This is a genomic window from Streptomyces sp. NPDC001532 (assembly GCF_040298625.1).
GTDB lineage: Bacteria > Actinomycetota > Actinomycetes > Streptomycetales > Streptomycetaceae > Streptomyces.
The window spans coordinates 1-12,707 of sequence record NZ_JBEPAL010000040.1; the positions used below are offsets into that span (position 1 = coordinate 1).

Genomic DNA, 12,707 nt, shown 5'->3' on the forward strand with positions numbered 1-12,707 from the left:
GCATCGGCACCCTGCGGTCCAGGCCGTCCTGCGGGGACCCCTGGTCCACGGTGAGCCGGCGAACGGGCGTCCAGCCCGTCCGGCGCTTCGTGGTGGAACGACCTCAGACGAGGTTGACGGAACGCGCCGACGTCGCGCCGATCTCCGACGCCAGCTCGGCCAGCACCCCGGCCGGCACCGTGTCGTCCACGGTCAGCACGGCCAGCGCCTCGCCGCCCACGGCGGCCCGGGCCACCTGCATACCGGCGATGTTGATGCCCGCCTCGCCGATGACCCGGCCGACGGTGCCGACGACACCCGGACGGTCCTCGTACTTCAGGACGACCATGTGATCGGCGAGGGCGAGGTCCACGTCGTAGTCACCGACCGCGACGATCTTCTGGAGGTGCTTCGGGCCGGCCAGCGTGCCGGACACCGACACCTCCTCGCCGCCCGAGAGGGTGCCGCGCACGGTGACCACGTTGCGGTGGTCCGGCGACTCCGAGCTGGTGGTCAGCCGCACCTCGACACCGCGCTCCTGCGCGAACAGCGGGGCGTTGACGTAGGAGACCGTCTCGTCGACGACGTCCTCGAAGACACCCTTGAGGGCGGACAGCTCCAGCACCTTCACATCGTGCTGGGTGATCTCGCCGTACACCTCGACGTCGAGGCGGACCGCGACCTCGCCGGCCAGCGCGGTGAAGATCCGGCCCAGGCGCTCGGCGAGCGGCAGACCCGGCTTGACGTCCTCGGCGATGACGCCGCCCTGGACGTTCACCGCGTCCGGGACCAGCTCACCGGCGAGGGCGAGCCGCACGGACCTCGCGACCGCGATGCCCGCCTTCTCCTGCGCCTCGTCGGTGGAGGCCCCGAGGTGCGGGGTGGCGACGACCTGGTCGAACTCGAACAGCGGGGAGTCCGTGCAGGGCTCCTTCGCATACACGTCGAGACCGGCACCGGCGACCCGGCCCTCCTTGAGGGCGGAGTACAGCGCCTCCTCGTCGACGATCCCACCGCGCGCGGCGTTGACGATGCGCACGCTCGGCTTGACCTTGCGCAGCGCCTCGTCGCCGATCAGACCGACCGTCTCGGGGGTCTTGGGCAGGTGGACGGTGATGAAGTCGGAGACCTCCAGCAGCTCGTCCAGCGACAGCACCTTGACACCCATCTGCGCGGCCCGCGCGGGCTGGATGTAGGGGTCGTAGGCGACGACCTTCATGCCGAAGGCCGACATGCGCTGGGCGACGAGCGCGCCGATGCGACCGAGGCCGACGACACCGAGGGTCTTCTCGGCCAGCTCCACACCCGTGTACTTGCTGCGCTTCCACTCGCCGTTCTTCAGCGCGGCGTTGGCCTGCGGAATGTGGCGGGCGGTGGCGACGAGGAGACCGCAGGCCAGCTCGGCGGCGGTCACGATGTTGGAGGTGGGGGCGTTGACGACCATCACGCCGGCCTTGGTGGCGGCGGAGACGTCGACGTTGTCCAGGCCGACGCCGGCGCGGGCGACGACCTTCAGCTTGTTCGCGGCGGCGATCGCCTCGGCGTCGACCTTGGTGGCCGAGCGGATCAGGATCGCGTCGACCTCGGCGATGGCCGGGAGCAGTTCGGCTCGGTCCGCTCCGTTGCAGTGCCGGATCTCGAAGTCCGGACCGAGTGCGTCCACGGTCGCGGGCGACAGCTCTTCAGCGATGAGTACGACGGGTTTCGAGCTCACGTGAGTCCTCACAGGTGCAGTGCGGACGGCCGTCCCGACGGCCGCAGGCGGTGGAGGGGCTAGCCGCGTGGAGACGCACGACGCTGTGGGCCTGACGCGTATTAGTACGGCAGTGTAGTGGCGCTGTCAGGGTCGTCCCGCGCCTCTGCGGAAGGATCACCCGTCCGTGATTCGACGGGTTGGACAACGGGGCCGGAGCGCAGCGCTCCGGCCCCGCCGGTCCAGGCTCACGCCTCTTCGTTCACCCAGCTCATCAGCTTGCGCAGCTCCTTGCCGGTGGTCTCCAGCAGGTGCTCGGCGTCCTGCTGCTTGTACTCGTTGTACTTCTTCAGACCGCCGTGGTACTCGTCCATCCAGGTCTGGGCGAAGGTGCCGTCCTGGATCTCGGCGAGGACCTTCTTCATCTCGGCCTTGGTGGCGTCGGTGATGATCCGCGGGCCGGTGACGTAGTCGCCCCACTCCGCGGTCTCGGAGACCGACCAGCGCATCTTCTCCAGGCCGCCCTCGTACATGAGGTCGACGATCAGCTTCAGCTCGTGCAGGCACTCGAAGTACGCGATCTCCGGCTGGTAACCGGCCTCGGTCAGCGTCTCGAAGCCGGCCTTCACCAGCGCGGCCGTACCACCGCAGAGGACGGCCTGCTCACCGAACAGGTCGGTCTCGGTCTCCTCGGTGAAGGTGGTCTTGATGACGCCGGCGCGGGTGCCGCCGATGCCCTTGGCGTACGACAGCGCGAGCGCGAAGGCGTTGCCGGTGGCGTCCTGCTCGACGGCGGCGATGCAGGGAACGCCGCGGCCTTCCTCGTACTGGCGGCGGACCAGGTGGCCCGGGCCCTTCGGGGCGACCATGCAGACGTCCACGCCGGCCGGGACCTTGATGAAGCCGAAGCGGATGTTGAAGCCGTGGCCGAAGAACAGCGCGTCGCCGTCGTTGAGGTTGTCCTTGATGGACTCCTCGTAGACCTGGGACTGGATCGGGTCCGGGACCAGGATCATGATGACGTCGGCCTCGGCGGCGGCCTCCGCCGGGGTCACCACGCGCAGACCCTGTTCCTCGGCCTTCGCCTTGGACTTGGAGCCCTCGTGCAGACCGACGCGGACGTCGACACCCGAGTCACGCAGCGACAGGGCGTGCGCGTGGCCCTGGCTGCCGTAACCGATGACCGCGACCTTGCGGCCCTGGATGATGGACAGGTCGGCGTCGGCGTCGTAGAACAGCTCGGCCACTTTGGGTTCTCTCCTTGAGTGCAGGTGTTGCGTCCCACCGTATGACGGCGGGGGGAAGGGAAGTCTGGGGGTCTCGCCATACGGGCGGGATCCGGACGGCCGGTGTCACCCGGCCGTCCGAACCCGGCCCTATGCCGACCGGTCGAGGGCGCGCAGCGACCGGTCCGTGATCGAGCGCGCTCCGCGTCCGATCGCGATGGTGCCGGACTGCACCAGCTCCTTGATGCCGTACGGCTCCAGCATCTTGAGCATGGCGGACAGCTTGTCGCTGCTGCCGGTGGCCTCGATGGTGACGGCCTCCGGGGAGACGTCGACGGTCTTGGCGCGGAACAGCTGGACGATCTCGACGATCTGGGAGCGCGTCTCGTTGTCGGCGCGCACCTTCACCAGGACGAGTTCGCGCTGCACGGCCGAACCGGGCTCCAGCTCGACGATCTTGAGCACGTTGACCAGCTTGTTGAGCTGCTTCGTCACCTGCTCCAGCGGCAGGTCCTCGACGTTCACCACGATGGTGATGCGGGAGATGTCGGGGTGCTCGGTGACACCGACGGCGAGCGAGTCGATGTTGAAGCCGCGCCGGGAGAACAGGGCGGCGATCCGGGCGAGGATGCCCGGGGTGTTCTCCACCAGGACGGAGAGCGTGTGCTTGGACATGGTGTTCTGCTCTTCCTTGCCGGTCGGAGTCAGTCGTCTTCGTTGTCGCCGAAGTCGGGGCGGACGTCCCGAGCGGCCATGATCTCGTCGTTGGAGGTGCCGGCGGCGACCATCGGCCACACCATCGCGTCCTGGTGGACGATGAAGTCGATGACGACCGGACGGTCGTTGATCGAGTTCGCCTCCTCGATGACCTTGTCCAGGTCGGCCGGGTCCTCGCAGCGGATCGCGTAGCAGCCCATCGCCTCCGACAGCTTCACGAAGTCGGGGATCCGGGTGCCCTGCGCGGGCGCCTTGCCGTCGTGCTCCGGGCCGGAGTGCAGGACGGTGTTGGAGTACCGCTGGTTGTAGAAGAGGGTCTGCCACTGGCGGACCATCCCGAGGGCGCCGTTGTTGATGACGGCGACCTTGATCGGGATGTTGTTCAGGGCGCAGGTGGTGAGCTCCTGATTGGTCATCTGGAAGCAGCCGTCGCCGTCGATCGCCCAGACCGCCTTGTCCGGGGCTCCGGCCTTGGCGCCCATCGCGGCCGGGACGGCGTATCCCATGGTTCCGGCGCCGCCGGAGTTCAGCCAGGTGGCGGGCTTCTCGTAGTCGATGAAGTGCGCGGCCCACATCTGGTGCTGGCCGACGCCCGCGGCGAAGATCGTGCCCTCCGGGGCGAGCTTGCCGATGCGCTCGATGACCTGCTGCGGGGAGAGCGAGCCGTCGTCGGGCTGGTCGTAGCCGAGCGGGTAGGTGTCGCGCCAGCGGCTCAGGTCCTTCCACCAGGCGGTGTAGTCGCCCTGGTGGCCCTCGCTGTGCTCCTTCTGCACCGCCTGGATCAGATCGGCGATGACCTCGCGGGCGTCACCGACGATCGGCACGTCCGCGGCGCGGTTCTTGCCGATCTCCGCCGGGTCGATGTCGGCGTGCACGATCTTGGCGTACGGGGCGAAGCTGTCCAGCTTGCCGGTGACGCGGTCGTCGAAGCGGGCACCGAGGGCGACGATCAGGTCGGCCTTCTGCAGCGCGGTGACGGCGGTGACCGCTCCGTGCATGCCCGGCATTCCCACGTGCAGCGGGTGGCTGTCGGGGAACGCGCCGAGCGCCATCAGGGTGGTGGTGACGGGCGCTCCGGTGAGCTCGGCGAGGACCTTCAGCTCGGCGGTGGCCTTCGCCTTGATGACGCCGCCGCCGACGTAGAGCACCGGCCGCTTGGCGGCGGTGATCAGCTTGGCGGCCTCGCGGATCTGCTTGGCGTGCGGCTTGGTGACCGGGCGGTAGCCGGGCAGGTCCATGGTGGGCGGCCAGGAGAAGGTGGTCTTCGCCTGGAGCGCGTCCTTGGCGATGTCGACCAGCACCGGGCCGGGGCGGCCGGTGGAGGCGATGTGGAACGCCTGCGCGATCACCCGCGGGATGTCCTCGGCCTTGGTGACGAGGAAGTTGTGCTTGGTGATCGGCATGGTGATGCCGACGATGTCCGCCTCCTGGAAGGCGTCCGTGCCGATCGCCTTGGAGGCGACCTGGCCGGTGATCGCCACCAGCGGCACCGAGTCCATGTGGGCGTCGGCGATCGGGGTCACCAGGTTGGTGGCGCCGGGGCCGGAGGTCGCCATGCAGACGCCGACCCGGCCGGTGGCCTGCGCGTAGCCGGTGGCGGCGTGGCCGGCACCCTGCTCGTGGCGGACCAGGACGTGCCGGACCTTGGTGGAGTCCATCAGCGGGTCGTACGCCGGGAGGATCGCACCGCCGGGAATGCCGAATACCGTGTCGGCGCCGACCTCCTCGAGGGAGCGGATGAGGGACTGCGCGCCCGTGACGTGCTCGGGGGCGGAGTGCTGTCCTCCGGATCGGGGCCGCGGCTGCGGATGATGGGCCCCGGTGGCCTGCTCGGTCATCGGCATTCTCTTCTCGATGCTGAGGGTTTTTGCGAGTTTTGAGCGGTGTTCGGCTGCTGGACGGCAGGTGCCTGTGCAACAAAAAACCCCTCGTGCCAGAAGGCAAGCGAGGGGAGCGCGCCGGTGAGGTCGCTGGGGATTCCGGATCGTCCTCCGGTGAGTCCCAGCTCAGCCGACGCGCTGTCCAAGTACGAGAATTCGGGTGCGCATGGCACTGACCCTCCCCCCGGCACGCACCCACTGTCAAGTGGGTGGGACGGGAGTCTCATTATGTGAGCGAAGGGCCGTCCCGCCTCCGAAGACGGCGGTCACACCACTCGTGTACACCCCCGCGCCACCGCCCGCCAGAGCCGGCTCGGCCGGTCCGTTGGGCACCGGATAGTGGCCGGATCCGAGCGCCCGGCGCAGCCGGTACTCGTCGAGCGGACCGGCGAACGCCATGCCCTGGCCATGGGTGCAGCCCATCGCGCGCAGGGCGACGACCTGCTCCGGCAGGTCCACGCCCTCGGCCACGGACTGGAGGCCCAGGTCCCCCGCGATCCGCAGCAGCCCACTGGTGATCTTGTGCAGCCGCGCGGACTCCACGACGCCCTCGACCAGTCCGCGGTCGAGCTTCAGCACGTCCAGCGGGAGCCGCCGCAGCGCCGTGACGGCCGGGCAGCCGGTGCCGAAGGCGTCCAGCGCGATCCGCACCCCGAGCCGCCGCAGACCGCCGAGCCGGCGCTCCAGCTCGTCCAGCGGGACCCGCTGGTCGATGTCGGACAGTTCGACGATCAGCGACCCGGAGGGCAGCCCGTGCCGGGTCAGCAGGGCCTCCACGGAGCCGACGGGCAGTGAGCGGTCCAGCAGCCGACGGGCGGCCATCCGGACCGCCACGGGCACCGCCAGTCCGGTCGCGGCACGCTCGGCGGCCTGCTCGACGGCCTCCTGGACGAGCCAGCGGCCCAGCTCGGCGGTCTTGTCGCTGTCCTCGGCCACCCGCAGGAACTCGGCGGGCGTGAACAGCACACCCTGCGAGGACCGCCAGCGCGCCTGCGCGGTGACCGACGAGATCCGGCCGTCCGCGAGGCAGACCACGGGCTGGTGCAGCAGCGTGAACTCGCCGTCGTGCAGCGCGGCCCGCAGCCGGGTGGCCAGCTCCGCCTTGCGGACGACGTCCTGCTGCATCTGCGGCTTGTACAGCTCGACGCGGCCCTTGCCGGCCGACTTCGCGCGGTACATCGCGAGGTCGGCGTTGCGCAGCAGCTCGCCCGCGCCGAGGCCCGGCTCGGCGAAGGCGACGCCGATGGAGGCGGCGACCCGGACGTCGTTGCCGTCGATGACGTACGGCTGGGACAGCTTCACCCTGAGGCGGTCGGCGAGCTCCAGGATGTTGCGTTCGCGGGCGGCTCGGTCGCGGGTGCCGTCGCCGACGATCAGGGCCGCGAACTCGTCGCCGCCCAGCCGGGAGGCGGTGTCGCCCTGGCGGACCGCCTCGTGGAGCCGGCGGGCGGCCTGCACGAGGAGTTCGTCCCCGGCCTGGTGCCCGATGGTGTCGTTGACGGCCTTGAAGCCGTCCAGGTCGATGAAGAGCACGGCGGTGCCCCGCAGCGCGGCGCCCCGGTCGGAGGCGCGACGGCCGGACAGGGCCTGCTGGACGCGCTTGGTGAACAGCGCGCGGTTGGGCAGGTCGGTGAGCGGATCGTGCTCGGCGTTGTGCTGCAGCTGCGCCTGGAGGCGCACCCGCTCGGTCACGTCCCGGCTGTTGAAGATCAGGCCGCCGTGGTGGCGGTTGACGGTCGACTCCACGTTCAGCCAGCCGCCGTCGCCGGACCGGAAGCGGCACTCGATGCGGGTGGTGGGCTCCTCCTGAGGGCTGGCGGCGAGGAAGCGGCGCACCTCGTGCACCACACAGCCCAGGTCCTCCGGGTGGATGAGATCGGCCAGCTCGGAGCCGACCAGCTCCTCGGCTGGCCGGCCGTAGACCCCGGCGGCGGCCGGGGAGACGTACCGGAGGATGCCGTTGGGAGCGGCGATCATGATGACGTCGCTGGAGCCCTGCACCAGGGAGCGGAAGTGGTTCTCCTTCTGCGCCAGCTCCTGGGTGAGGGTGATGTTGTCGAGCAGCATGATCCCCTGGCGCACCACCAGCGCGAGCACCACGGTGCCGCCGGTGAGCAGCACCACGCGGTCGACACTGCGGCCGTTGAGCACGTTGTAGAGGATCCCCAGCGTGCACACGGCGGCGGCCAGGTACGGCGTGAGGGCGGCCAGCGAGCCGGTGAGCGGGCGGGTGGCCGGATAGCGGCTGTGCTCGCCGGGCGGTACGGGCCCGTGCGGCGGGTGGCCGGCGCCGCGCCGTCCGGGCAGGTGCTCGTGGACCACGCGGGTGTACTGCTCCTCGCCCTGCCGGGGCGGCACCCACGGGGCGTACGCGAGGAGCAGCGAACCGGCGAACCAGCCCGCGTCGAGCAGCTGGCCCGACCGGTAGCTGTGGTGCAGCAGCGGCGAGGTGAACAGGGCGTCGCACATCACGGTCAGGGCGAGCGCGCCGACGGCCGTGTTGACGGCGGAGCGGTGCGGTCCCGAGCGCCGGAAGTGCAGCGCGAGCACCATGCTGACCAGGGCGATGTCGAGCAGCGGGTAGGCGAGCGACAGTGCGGCGTGGGCCACTCCGGGGCCGCCGCCCTTGGCCGCCTGGGCGAGCGCCAGGCTCCACGACAGGGTGAGCAGCGAGCCGCCGATCAGCCAGGCGTCCAGGGCCAGGCAGACCCATCCCGCCTTCGTCACCGGCCGCTTGGCGAGGACCAGGAGCCCCACGATGGCGGGCGGTGCGAAGCAGAGGAAGAACAGGTCGGCGTAGGAGGGGCTGGGGACGGGCAGTCCGAGGACGACCTCGTACCAGCCCCAGACCAGGTTGCCCATCGCCGCCATCGCCGAGGACAGGGCGAACAGCAGCCAGGCGGGGCGGAACCGCACCCGGCGGCTGCGGGCGTACAGCAGGCAGGAGACGGCGGCCGCGCCGGCCGCGGCGCTGAGCCCGAAGTCCCCCATGACGAGCGCGAGTTGTTCCGAGCCCCAGCCGAGCGCGGAACCGATGGCGTAGGCCGCGCACGTCACGGCCAGGAGCAGCTGGTGGACCGCGCTGGGGCCGCCCTGTGCGAGGGGCGGGCGGGGGCGCAGCGCCCCCGGGGCGCGCTGGGTCCGCGGGCGCGCGTCCAAGGTGGTGGGGGGCGACGGCGCGTTCACCGGTCGCTCCCGGTCCGCGCCGGCCCGGTGTCGCGAGGGTCCCGCCGGGCGGGATGCGCGTTCCTGCGGCCGCTGTGCCGGCGGTGGTGACGACTGAGGTTGTGGCTGCCGTGGCGTCCGCCATGACCGGCGTGGTGGCCACGCCTGCGCGTGGCCGAGCGCCAGGGTCGCCGTCGGCGGCCCCGCCGAGTCGGATCGTTGGTCCATAGGCCGTGCATCGCCCGTCGCCCCCCTCGCAGTCTGAAATGTCCATCCCCGGCGCCGACGGTGCGCGGCGCAGCCCCTGTCGGGACGATACACCAGTCTCGTCACTCAGGGACATAGCTTCTCTACGCTCCGTGACCACCAGCGGGAACGCGGGTACGGACCGCGTCCGTGAGGTTGCGGAGGGTGCCCGAAGCGGATTACACGCCCGCCGGGCCGGACGCGCCAGTCCCCTCGCCGCCCGTCGTAAGGATCACGTTGCGCAGCGGCTCGCGGTTCACGAAACGGTGCAACTGGTCCACCAGCAGGCGCTTGGCGCGCGGCAGGAACGCGGATGTGGGGCCGCCGACGTGCGGGCTGATCAGCACGCCCGGCGCCTGCCACAGGGGGTGGCCCGGCGGCAGCGGCTCGGGGTCCGTGACGTCGAGGGCGGCGGTGATCCGGCCGCTCTTCAGCTCGGCGAGCAGCGCCTCGGTGTCGACGACGGGCCCGCGGGCGACGTTGACCAGCAGCGCCCCGTCCTTCATGCGCGCCAGGAACCCGGCGTCGGCCAGGCCCCGGGTGTCCTCGGTGAGCGGGGTGGACAGGACGACGACGTCCGCTTCCGGTAGCAGGGCGGGCAGGTCGGTGAGCGGATGCACGGGACCGCGCGCCGTGGTGCGCCCCGAGCGCGCGACGCGCGCCACCCGCGCGAGCTCGAACGGCGCGAGCCGGTCCTCGATGGCCGATCCGATCGAGCCGTAGCCCACGATCAGGACGCTCTTGTCGGCGAGCGCGGGCCGGAACCCGCCCCGCCACTCGCCCCGGTCCTGGGCCCGGACGTAGTCGGGGACACCGCGCAGCGAGGCGAGGATCAGGGTGAGCGTCAGCTCGGCGGTGCTCGCCTCGTGCACCCCGCGGGCGTTGCACAGCCGCACCCCCGCGCGGACCCGGCCGAGCGCCGGTTCCACGTGGTCGATGCCGGCCGACAGCGTCTGGACGACCTCCAGGGAGGTCATCTCGGCCAGCGGCCGCTGTCCCAGGGGAGCGGGCTTCATGTAGGGGACCACGTAGAAGACGCACGCGGCCGGGTCCGAGGGAAAGGTTTCCGCGCCGTTCCAGAAACGGTACGTCGGCCCCTCCGGAAGGCCCTCGATCTCCTCCGGCGGGATGGGCAGCCACACGTCAGCACTCATGGTCCGGAGGCTATGTCAGGGCCGCGCGGGCGCAGAGGTTAGGTTGGGCATCCAGGAGAGGGAGGGTCACGACCAGGTGGAGCGCAGGACGATCGGCGCGGCGGCGCTCTCGGTGGGGGCCATCGGACTCGGATGCATGCCGATGAGCTGGGCGTACCGCGCATCAGGACAGCGCGGCGACGAATCGGTCAGAGCGGTGCACCGGGCGCTCGACCTGGGCTCGACGCTGCTGGACACCGCCGACATGTACGGCCCCTTCACCAACGAGCTGCTCCTGGGCCGGGTCCTGAAGGAGCGGCGGTCCGACGCCTTCGTCTCGACCAAGGTCGGGCTGCTGGTGGGTGAGCAGCACATCGTGGCCAACGGCCGTCCCGGTTATGTGAAGCGGGCCTGCGACGCGTCCCTGCGGCGGCTCCAGACCGACGTGATCGACCTCTACCAGCTGCACCGCGCCGACCCCGAGGTCCCGGTCGAGGAGACGTGGGGCGCGATGGCGGAGCTCGTCCAGGCCGGAAAGGTACGGGCGTTGGGGTTCTGCGCGGTGGGCGCGCGCGGCGGGCGCCGGTCCGGCGGCCGTCTGCACGACGCGACGATCCGCCAACTCCAGCGGGTGCAGCAGGTGTTCCCCATCGGCGCGGTGGAGGCGGAGCTGTCGGTGTGGTCGCCTGAGGCGCTGGACACCCTGCTGCCCTGGTGCGAGACGCGCGGCATCGGCTTCCTGGCGGCGATGCCGCTGGGCAACGGTTTCCTCACCGGCACCCTGAGGCCCGGCGAGGGCTTCGAACCCGACGACATGCGGGCCCGCCACCCGCGCTTCACCGCCGAGATGATGGCCGCCAACCAGCCGATCGTGGTCGGCCTGCGCCGGATCGCCGCCCGGCACGGCGACGACGTCACCCCGGCCCAGGTCGCCCTGGCCTGGATCCTGGCGCAGGGCCGCCACGTCGTGCCGGTGCCGGGCACCAAGCAGGAGCGCTGGGTCACGCAGAACGCGGCCGCGGCGGGGCTGCGCCTGTCGCCGCGGGATCTGGCGGAGGTGGCGGGGCTGCCGGGGGCGCAGGGATCCTGGGAGTGAGGCCGGCGGAACGCCGGGCGGCACCGGGGCCGCCGCCCCGGGTCCTTCGGGGTTCGGGTGCCGGTGAACGGGAACCTGTGGGGCGCGAGCGGTGTATGACAAGGAGAAGCCCCGGGCTGGAGACCGCCGCGTCGAAGGGACCATGATCGTGCAACGTCGAGCTGTGACGGCCGTGTTGGCCGCGGCCGCCCTCGTGCTGACGGCAGGCTGCTCCTCCGAGGACGGCGGAGGGACACCGGGCGGCACCGAGAGCGCCGCCCCGAGTGGTACGACGGCCCCGTCGTCGTCCTCCGGCCCGCAGGCCGAGCGGACCCCGCCCGCCAAGGGCGGCGTCGAGGTGGTGCGCACGGTCGCCGAGGGCCTGGACAGCCCCTGGGGCCTCGCCCCGCTGCCGGACGGCGACCTGCTCGTCTCCTCCCGCGAAGAGGGCACGATCGTCCGCGTCGACGACCGGACGGGCAAGAAGACCGAGGTGGGCGAGGTGCCCGGGGTCTCCGCGGCCGGCGAGGGCGGCCTGCTCGGCATCGCCCTCTCCCCCGACTACGCCTCGGACCGGATGGTCTACGCCTACTTCACCTCCGCCTCCGACAACCGCATCGTCCGGATGCGGTACGACGAGCAGCGGCCCGCCGGAGAGCGGCTCGGCGCGCCCGACACCGTCTTCAGGGGCATTCCCAAGGGCTTTGTGCACAACGGCGGCCGCATCGCCTTCGGCCCCGACAAGATGCTCTACGCGGGCACCGGCGAGAGCGGCGAGGAAGGCCTGTCCCAGGACAAGGACTCCCTCGGCGGCAAGATCCTGCGGCTGACGCCGGAGGGCGAGCCGGCTCCGGGCAACCCGTTCCCGGACTCGCCGGTCTACTCGTACGGCCACCGCAATGTGCAGGGCCTCGCCTGGGACGACAAGCAGCGGCTGTTCGCCGCGGAGTTCGGCCAGGACACCTGGGACGAGCTCAACGCCGTCGTGCCGGGCGGCAACTACGGCTGGCCGGAGGCCGAGGGCAGGTCCGGCGACTCCGCCTACCGTGATCCGGTGGCCCAGTGGAGCACCGACGAGGCCTCCCCCAGCGGCATCGCCTATGCCGAGGGTTCGATATGGATGGCCGGGCTGCGCGGCCAGCGCCTGTGGCGGATCCCGCTGAAGGGCACGGAGACCTCGGCCGATCCGCAGGCCTTCCTGGAGGGCGACTACGGCCGGCTGCGCACGGTGGTCGCCGCGGGGAGCGGCAAGCTGTGGCTGATCACCAGCGAGACGGACGGCCGCGGCTCTCCCGGGGAGGCGGACGACCGGATCCTGGAGCTGCGGGTGAGCTGACGGCCGCCGTCAGTCCCGTTCCGTCTCCGTTCGGTCCCCCTCCGGCCGCTCCTCGGCGTCCTCCGGCTCGGGCCGGCGGACGACGACCTTGCCGGAGGCGAGGTCTATCGGTCCGCGCCCGGGATCGGCGTCGCCGACGTCCTCGCGGGTCAGCTCCAGCCGCTTCTGCTCGTCACGGGTGTGTTTGCGACCCGGGGCGAACAGTTCCTCGAAGGGGTTGAACACGGAACCTCCATGGGCCGGCGTCCCTCCAGCGT

Annotated in this window: 9 protein-coding genes; 2 read left to right on the forward strand and 7 right to left on the reverse strand. The window is 71.4% G+C overall.

Features of this window, described 5'->3' with window-relative positions:
• Window positions 1-103: 103 nt before the first annotated feature.
• From serA to ABT232_RS29490, 6 genes are all read right to left on the reverse strand, one after another.
• Window positions 104-1,693 carry a phosphoglycerate dehydrogenase gene (gene serA, locus ABT232_RS29465; protein ID WP_351845357.1) on the reverse strand — a complete coding sequence of 530 codons (1,590 nt, stop codon included), beginning with the start codon at window positions 1,691-1,693 and terminating at the stop codon, window positions 104-106.
• Between the two features lie 227 nt (window positions 1,694-1,920).
• Window positions 1,921-2,919, reverse strand: a complete 999-nt coding sequence (gene ilvC, locus ABT232_RS29470) for a ketol-acid reductoisomerase (RefSeq protein ID WP_351845359.1) — start codon at window positions 2,917-2,919, stop codon at window positions 1,921-1,923.
• 129 nt (window positions 2,920-3,048) lie between these two features.
• A complete protein-coding gene (gene ilvN / locus ABT232_RS29475) occupies window positions 3,049-3,573 on the reverse strand; it encodes an acetolactate synthase small subunit (protein ID WP_043504310.1) in 525 nt (174 codons plus the stop codon).
• Between the two features lie 29 nt (window positions 3,574-3,602).
• Window positions 3,603-5,459, reverse strand: a complete 1,857-nt coding sequence (locus tag ABT232_RS29480; protein WP_351845361.1) for an acetolactate synthase large subunit — start codon at window positions 5,457-5,459, stop codon at window positions 3,603-3,605.
• Between the two features lie 237 nt (window positions 5,460-5,696).
• On the reverse strand, window positions 5,697-8,888 hold the full coding sequence (locus ABT232_RS29485) for a putative bifunctional diguanylate cyclase/phosphodiesterase (protein ID WP_450871962.1): 3,192 nt from the start codon (window positions 8,886-8,888) through the stop codon (window positions 5,697-5,699).
• A gap of 197 nt (window positions 8,889-9,085) precedes the next feature.
• Window positions 9,086-10,060: a 2-hydroxyacid dehydrogenase gene (locus ABT232_RS29490; RefSeq protein WP_351845365.1), complete on the reverse strand. Its 975-nt coding sequence runs from the start codon at window positions 10,058-10,060 to the stop codon at window positions 9,086-9,088.
• Between the two features lie 76 nt (window positions 10,061-10,136).
• Here ABT232_RS29490 and ABT232_RS29495 point away from each other — a divergent pair, with 76 nt between their 5' ends.
• Window positions 10,137-11,135 carry an aldo/keto reductase gene (locus ABT232_RS29495; protein ID WP_351845367.1) on the forward strand — a complete coding sequence of 333 codons (999 nt, stop codon included), beginning with the start codon at window positions 10,137-10,139 and terminating at the stop codon, window positions 11,133-11,135.
• Window positions 11,136-11,277: 142 nt separating this feature from the next.
• Complete coding sequence (locus ABT232_RS29500; RefSeq protein ID WP_351845369.1) at window positions 11,278-12,450, forward strand: PQQ-dependent sugar dehydrogenase; 1,173 nt, start codon at window positions 11,278-11,280, stop codon at window positions 12,448-12,450.
• Window positions 12,451-12,459: 9 nt separating this feature from the next.
• On the opposite strand, the gene ABT232_RS29505 is transcribed toward ABT232_RS29500, so the two are convergent.
• Window positions 12,460-12,675 (reverse strand): DUF6191 domain-containing protein, encoded by a 216-nt coding sequence (locus tag ABT232_RS29505; protein ID WP_351845371.1) that lies wholly within the window; start codon window positions 12,673-12,675, stop codon window positions 12,460-12,462.
• Between the last annotated feature and the right edge of the window lie 32 nt (window positions 12,676-12,707).

Excerpts from the sequence above, each read along its gene's own strand:
- ilvN (WP_043504310.1), bottom strand. The coding sequence starts at position 3,573 with ATGTCCAAGCACACGCTCTCCGTCCTGGTGGAGAACACCCCGGGCATC.
- ABT232_RS29480 (WP_351845361.1), bottom strand. The coding sequence starts at position 5,459 with ATGCCGATGACCGAGCAGGCCACCGGGGCCCATCATCCGCAGCCGCGG.
- ABT232_RS29485 (WP_450871962.1), bottom strand. The coding sequence starts at position 8,888 with ATGGACCAACGATCCGACTCGGCGGGGCCGCCGACGGCGACCCTGGCG.
- ABT232_RS29490 (WP_351845365.1), bottom strand. The coding sequence starts at position 10,060 with ATGAGTGCTGACGTGTGGCTGCCCATCCCGCCGGAGGAGATCGAGGGC.
- ABT232_RS29500 (WP_351845369.1), top strand. The coding sequence starts at position 11,278 with ATGATCGTGCAACGTCGAGCTGTGACGGCCGTGTTGGCCGCGGCCGCC.